Source organism: Burkholderia sp. E168m23, assembly GCF_016586125.1.
Taxonomy (GTDB): Bacteria; Pseudomonadota; Gammaproteobacteria; order Burkholderiales; family Burkholderiaceae; genus Burkholderia; species Burkholderia orbicola.
Genome location: NZ_BCPP01000510.1, coordinates 1 through 5,081 on the forward strand (window position 1 = coordinate 1; position 5,081 = coordinate 5,081).

Genomic DNA, 5,081 nt, shown 5'->3' on the forward strand with positions numbered 1-5,081 from the left:
ATCGAGTTCGCGATGTAGACTGCCCACAGCACCGGCGTCAGCGCGCGCAGCCGACCCGCGAACAGCAACCGCAGCGAGCCGTCGCGGCGGTGCTCGTGCGCGTGACCCGGCGAAGCGCCGCCGATCACGAAGCGGGCCTGCGGCGCGACGGCGAAGCCCGGTGCGATCCGCGCGACGATTCGCGCGACTTCGGCGTGACGGCCCTTGAGCGTCAGGAAGCGGATCGACTCCGGCACCGCGAACCACAACATCGCGCTCGACACGAGCGGCGCGAGGCCGCCGATCACGAACACCACCTGCCAGCCGAACTTCGGCACGAGCCACGCCGACACGAGACCGCCCACGCTGCTGCCGATCGTATAGCCGCTGTACATCAGCGTGACCCACGTCGCGCGCCAGCGCTTCGGCGCGAACTCCGTCGTATACGCGATCGCGTTCGGCACCACGCCGCCGATGCCGATGCCCGCCAGAAAGCGCAGCACCAGCAGCTGTTCGAGGCCGGTGGCACGCGACGCGGCGAGCGTGAAGCCCGCGAGCACGACGCTGCCGATCACGATCATGCGTTTGCGGCCAATCACGTCGCCGAGATAGCCGAGCACGAACGCGCCGATCATCGTGCCGAATACGAATGCGCCGAACACCGGGCCGAGCACGCCATGCTTGAGGTGCCACGCGCGGCTCAGCGCCGGGGCCGCGAACGCCATCGCGGCGAGGTCGTAGCCCTCGGTCATCATCATCACGCCCATCGCGACGATCAGCAGGATACCGAAGCGGGTGGTCTGCTGCCGCTCGATCACCGTGCCGATGTCGATTACGGTTTCGCCGCTCATCTCAACGCTCCCGCGCCGGCCGGTCCGCGCCGAGCACCGCGCCTTGCGGCATCGTGCCGACCGTCGCGCGGTAGATTTTCAGCCAGCCGGTGTCGTTGACCGGCGCGGGACGCTGCCACGCCGCGCGACGGCGCGCCAGCTCGGCTTCGTCGACCTTCAGGTCGCAGACGCGCCGGTCCAGATCGATGTCGATCGTGTCGCCGTCCTCGACGAGCGCGAGCGGGCCGCCGGTCGCCGCTTCCGGCGCCACTTCCGCGACCACCAGCCCCTTGCAGACCAGCCCCGACAGATGCCCGTCGGTGAGCATCGCGACCTGCTCGGACAAGCCCGCGCCGTCGATCGCGAACACCACGCGCGACGCCCCGCCGCCCATCGCCGGGCCGCCGCACACGCCCGCGCCGCGCATCACGACGACCTTGCCCGGCTGCACGCGACCGTCCTTGATCGCGGCGATCGCGTCGTCGGAGGTCGAGAAGCAGATCGCGTCGCCGGTGAACGTGCGCTGCTTGGTCGGCGAGATGCCGAATTTGACGATGCCGGCCTGCGGGGCGAGGTTGCCGCGCACCAGCACGATGGCCGGATGGTTCGCGAACGCGCGCTGCGGCGGGCGGATCACGTCGTCGTCGGCGATCGTCGCATCGGCCAGGTTGTCCTTCACCGTGCGCCCGGTCACCGTCAGCGCACCGGTGTCGAGCCACGCTTCGAGCCGCTTCATCACGCCGCGGCCACCGCCCGCCGCCTCCAGTTGCTCGATCATGTGCGAGCCGACCGGACGCACGCCGGTCAGCACCGGGATCTGCGCGGCGAATGCTTCGAACAGCGCGTACACGTCGACGTCGAGCCCGCCTTCGGCCGCGACCGCCTGCAAGTGCTTGACCGTATTGATCGAGCCGCCGACCGCGAGCACCGTCTTCACCGCATTCGCGAACGCGCCGTGTGTGAGGATGTCGCGCGGCTTCAGGTCGTCGCGCACCATCTCGACGATGCGCGCGCCGGCTTCGCGCACGAACGCGAACATCCGCTCGCTGTTGGCGGCGACCGGCGTGCTGCCGGGCAACGACATGCCGAGCGCCTCGCTGACCATGTGCATCGAGTTCGCGGTGCCGAGCCCCGAACACACGCCGGGGCCGCGAATCGCGTTCTGGCTCATGCCGATCAGGTCCTCGACGGGCAGCTTGCCGGTCAGCGCATGCATCGCACCGACGAACACGTCCTCGATGTCCACGTGCTCGCCGCGATATTCGCCGCTCGGCTGATAACCGCACGCGACGACGATGCTCGGGATATTCAGCCGCGCGGCGGCCATCAGCTGGCCCGGCACGGTCTTGTCGCACGACGCCAGGCACACCATGCCGTCGAGCTGCGCGCCCTCGACGGCCACTTCGATGTCGTTCGTGACGAGGTCGCGCGCAGCCAGCATGTAGGCGCCGCGAGCGCCCGCGCCGGTGATGAAGTCGCTCGGCGCCGCGGTGCGGATCTCGAACGGCAGCGCGCCCGCGGCGCGGATCGCCTGTTTCAGTTGCGCGGCGATGCCGTCGAGATGGCTGAAGCAGGTGGCAAGTTCGGACGAGGAATTGACGATGGCGATCTTCGGCTTGTCGAGGTCTTCCTCGCTGATGCCGAGATTGCGCCACTGCGCGGCGCGCACCGCGCCGAGGTAGGAACCGCGCGGAAAATTGCTGCGCAACGGGCGTTGCGGCTTGCGTCCATCGGACATGGTGTCTCACTCCTTTGTTGTGGAAACGATGGTAGGAAGCCCGATAAAATCCGTCAATTATGTGAAATCGATAGGTATCATCCAAACCATGGATATTCGTCAGGTCGATCTGAATCTGCTGAAAGTGTTCGATGCGCTGCTGAAAAAGCGCCATGTGACGCAGGCGGGCGTCAGCATCGGGCTCAGCCAGCCGGCGATGAGCTATGCGTTGTCGAAGCTGCGCGAGCTGTTCGAGGACCCGCTGTTCGTGCGCACGGGCCGCGGCATGGAGCCGACGCCGCGCGCGCAGGCGCTCGGCGAGCCGGTCGCGCGGCTACTGGATCTGGTGCAGACCGAAATCCTGCCGATGCCCGAGTTTCGCCCGGCCGAGTCGTCGCGCAACTTCGTGCTGTGCATGTCGGACATCGGCGAAATGGTGTTCCTGCCCCGCCTGGAGAGCTTTCTCGACAAGGCCGCGCCGCACGTGAGCATCAAGACGGTCGCGCTCAGCATGCCGGAGCTGGAGGAGGGGCTGGCGAGCGGCGACGTCGACCTCGCGATCGGCTACTTTCCGGGGTTGAACAGCGAATCGCTGAAGCGCAAGGCGCTGTACCGGCATTCGTATGTGTGTATCGCCCGCGACGATCATCCGGAAATCGGGGACACGCTGTCGCTCGATCAGTACCGCGCCGCCGCGCATGTGATGGTGCATCCCGAAGGCCGCGAGCAGGACGTGCTCGCCCGCACGCACGAGCGCCTCGGGATTCGCGTCAACGTCCGCTTCAGTACGCCGCGCTTCATCGGCGTGCCGTTCGTCGTCGCCGGGTCGGACATGATCGCGGCGGTGCCGCAGGCCGTCGGGCGGCGCTTCGCGGAGTTCGTGAACGTCAAGCTGCTGCCGCTGCCCTTCCCCGCCCCCACGTACGAGCTTTATCTGCACTGGCATCCGCGCTTTCATCACGAGCCGGCCAACCGCTGGATTCGCGACGCGATGAGCGAACTCGTCAAGGGGCCGATGCAGCACGAGCCGTTGCCGAATACGAAGCGGAAGCGTTCGGCGGCGGCGCGGTAGGCCGGCCAGGCGGAAATGGCTAGCGGGGCCGATCGCGAAGCAGCAGGCGCGACCCGACCTCCACGATCGACGTAATCGCCGGCAGCAGTTCCTGGCCCAGCGACGTCAACTCGTATTCCACCGACGGCGGCGACGTCGGCAACACGCTTCGCCGGATCACGCCCCGCTCCTCGAGATCACGCAGCCTGCCGGTCAGCACCTTCGCGGTGATGGTCGGGTTGTCGCGCCGCAACTCCGAAAACCGACGCGGGCCATTGCTCAGGCACCAGATCAGTTCGGGCGTCCACAGGCCGCCGATCAACGCCATGCATTTCGACATCGGGCAGCCGGGAAGCGGCTCCACCTTCTTTCGCATTCTCAAGCCCATCGTCGTCCCGGGATGGTTTCCATTTGGTTACTTGAAAATGATGGTAACCGATGGATAGGTGGTTTCCAATGGAAACCTTCATCCCTACACTGGGAGCCTCACCCACCGATTCACGGAGAGAATGAACATGTATGCAATAACGGGAGCATCCGGGCAACTCGGGCGCCTTGTGATCGATGCATTGCTTGAAACCGTTCCGGCCGACCGGATCGTCGCGGCGGTCAGGAATCCCGCGAAGGCACGCGACCTCGAGGCGCGCGGCGTGGTGGTGCGCGAGGCCGACTACAAGCGGCCTGAAACGCTCGCCAGCGCGTTCGTCGGGGTCGACAAACTCCTGCTGATCTCGTCGACCGAAGTCGCCGGGCGCCTGCCGCTGCATCGCGCGGTGATCGACGCGGCCCGGCGGGCGGAAGTCTCGTTGCTCGCCTATACGAGCATGCTGCACGCCGACACCTCGCCCGCCCGACTCGCGATCGAGCACCGGCAGACGGAAGAAATCATCGCGGCCGCCGGCCTTCCCGCCGTCATTCTTCGCAATGGCTGGTACACCGAGAACCATCTGATGGCCCTCCCCGCGGCCCTCGAGCACGGCGCGTTCATCGGGGCCGCGAAGGACGGGCGCTTCTCTTCCGCCGCGCGCAAGGACTATGCGGCGGCCGCGGCCGTGGCACTGGCGACGGACGGCCATGCAGGAAAAACGTATGAGCTGGCGGCGGACGATGCGTTCACGCTCGCGCAACTGGCTGCCGAGGTTTCGCGGCAGTCCGGCAAGACCGTTGTCTACAACGATCTCGCGCAGGATGCTTATGCAGACGCGCTGACGAGCGCCGGGCTGCCGCCCGAGTTTGCCAGCGTCCTGGCCGATGCCGACGTGGCCGCGTCGCGCGGTGCGCTGTTCGACGAGGGCGGCGCCCTCGCGCGACTGATCGGTCGACCCACGACGCCGTTGGCGAGCGTCGTCGCGACCGCGCTGCGCGGTTAAAGCGAGCAGGTTCCTGGGCGGCGGCCCGCGCCGCTCGACGGCGCGCAGTGTGGCCGGCGCCGATCCAGCCGGCCGCCCTGCTGCGCCTGGCCCGTCGGAGCCGGCGCAAGCGTACGTTGCGGCGCGGTGCGAAT

General features: G+C 67.7%; 5 protein-coding genes. 2 read left to right on the forward strand and 3 right to left on the reverse strand.

Annotated features, from left to right (window positions below):
- Together JMF90_RS23405 and JMF90_RS23410 are read right to left on the reverse strand one after the other, a co-directional pair.
- A partial coding sequence (locus tag JMF90_RS23405; RefSeq protein WP_201325484.1) for an MFS transporter occupies window positions 1-830 on the reverse strand: 830 nt, incomplete at its 3' end.
- A gap of 1 nt (window position 831) precedes the next feature.
- Entirely contained in the window at window positions 832-2,547 is a 1,716-nt protein-coding gene (locus tag JMF90_RS23410) for a dihydroxy-acid dehydratase (RefSeq protein WP_011549794.1), read from the reverse strand.
- A gap of 88 nt (window positions 2,548-2,635) precedes the next feature.
- Here JMF90_RS23410 and JMF90_RS23415 point away from each other — a divergent pair, with 88 nt between their 5' ends.
- The gene (locus JMF90_RS23415; RefSeq protein ID WP_011549795.1) at window positions 2,636-3,598 is read left to right on the forward strand and encodes a LysR family transcriptional regulator; all 963 of its coding nucleotides are present in this window, start codon (window positions 2,636-2,638) and stop codon (window positions 3,596-3,598) included.
- Between the two features lie 19 nt (window positions 3,599-3,617).
- Here the strand turns inward: JMF90_RS23415 and JMF90_RS23420 are convergent, their stop codons facing one another.
- Window positions 3,618-3,965: a helix-turn-helix domain-containing protein gene (locus JMF90_RS23420; RefSeq protein WP_006481243.1), complete on the reverse strand. Its 348-nt coding sequence runs from the start codon at window positions 3,963-3,965 to the stop codon at window positions 3,618-3,620.
- A 127-nt stretch (window positions 3,966-4,092) separates the two neighbouring features.
- Here JMF90_RS23420 and JMF90_RS23425 point away from each other — a divergent pair, with 127 nt between their 5' ends.
- On the forward strand, window positions 4,093-4,947 hold the full coding sequence (locus JMF90_RS23425; RefSeq protein WP_011549796.1) for an SDR family oxidoreductase: 855 nt from the start codon (window positions 4,093-4,095) through the stop codon (window positions 4,945-4,947).
- The last annotated feature ends 134 nt before the right edge of the window (window positions 4,948-5,081 follow it).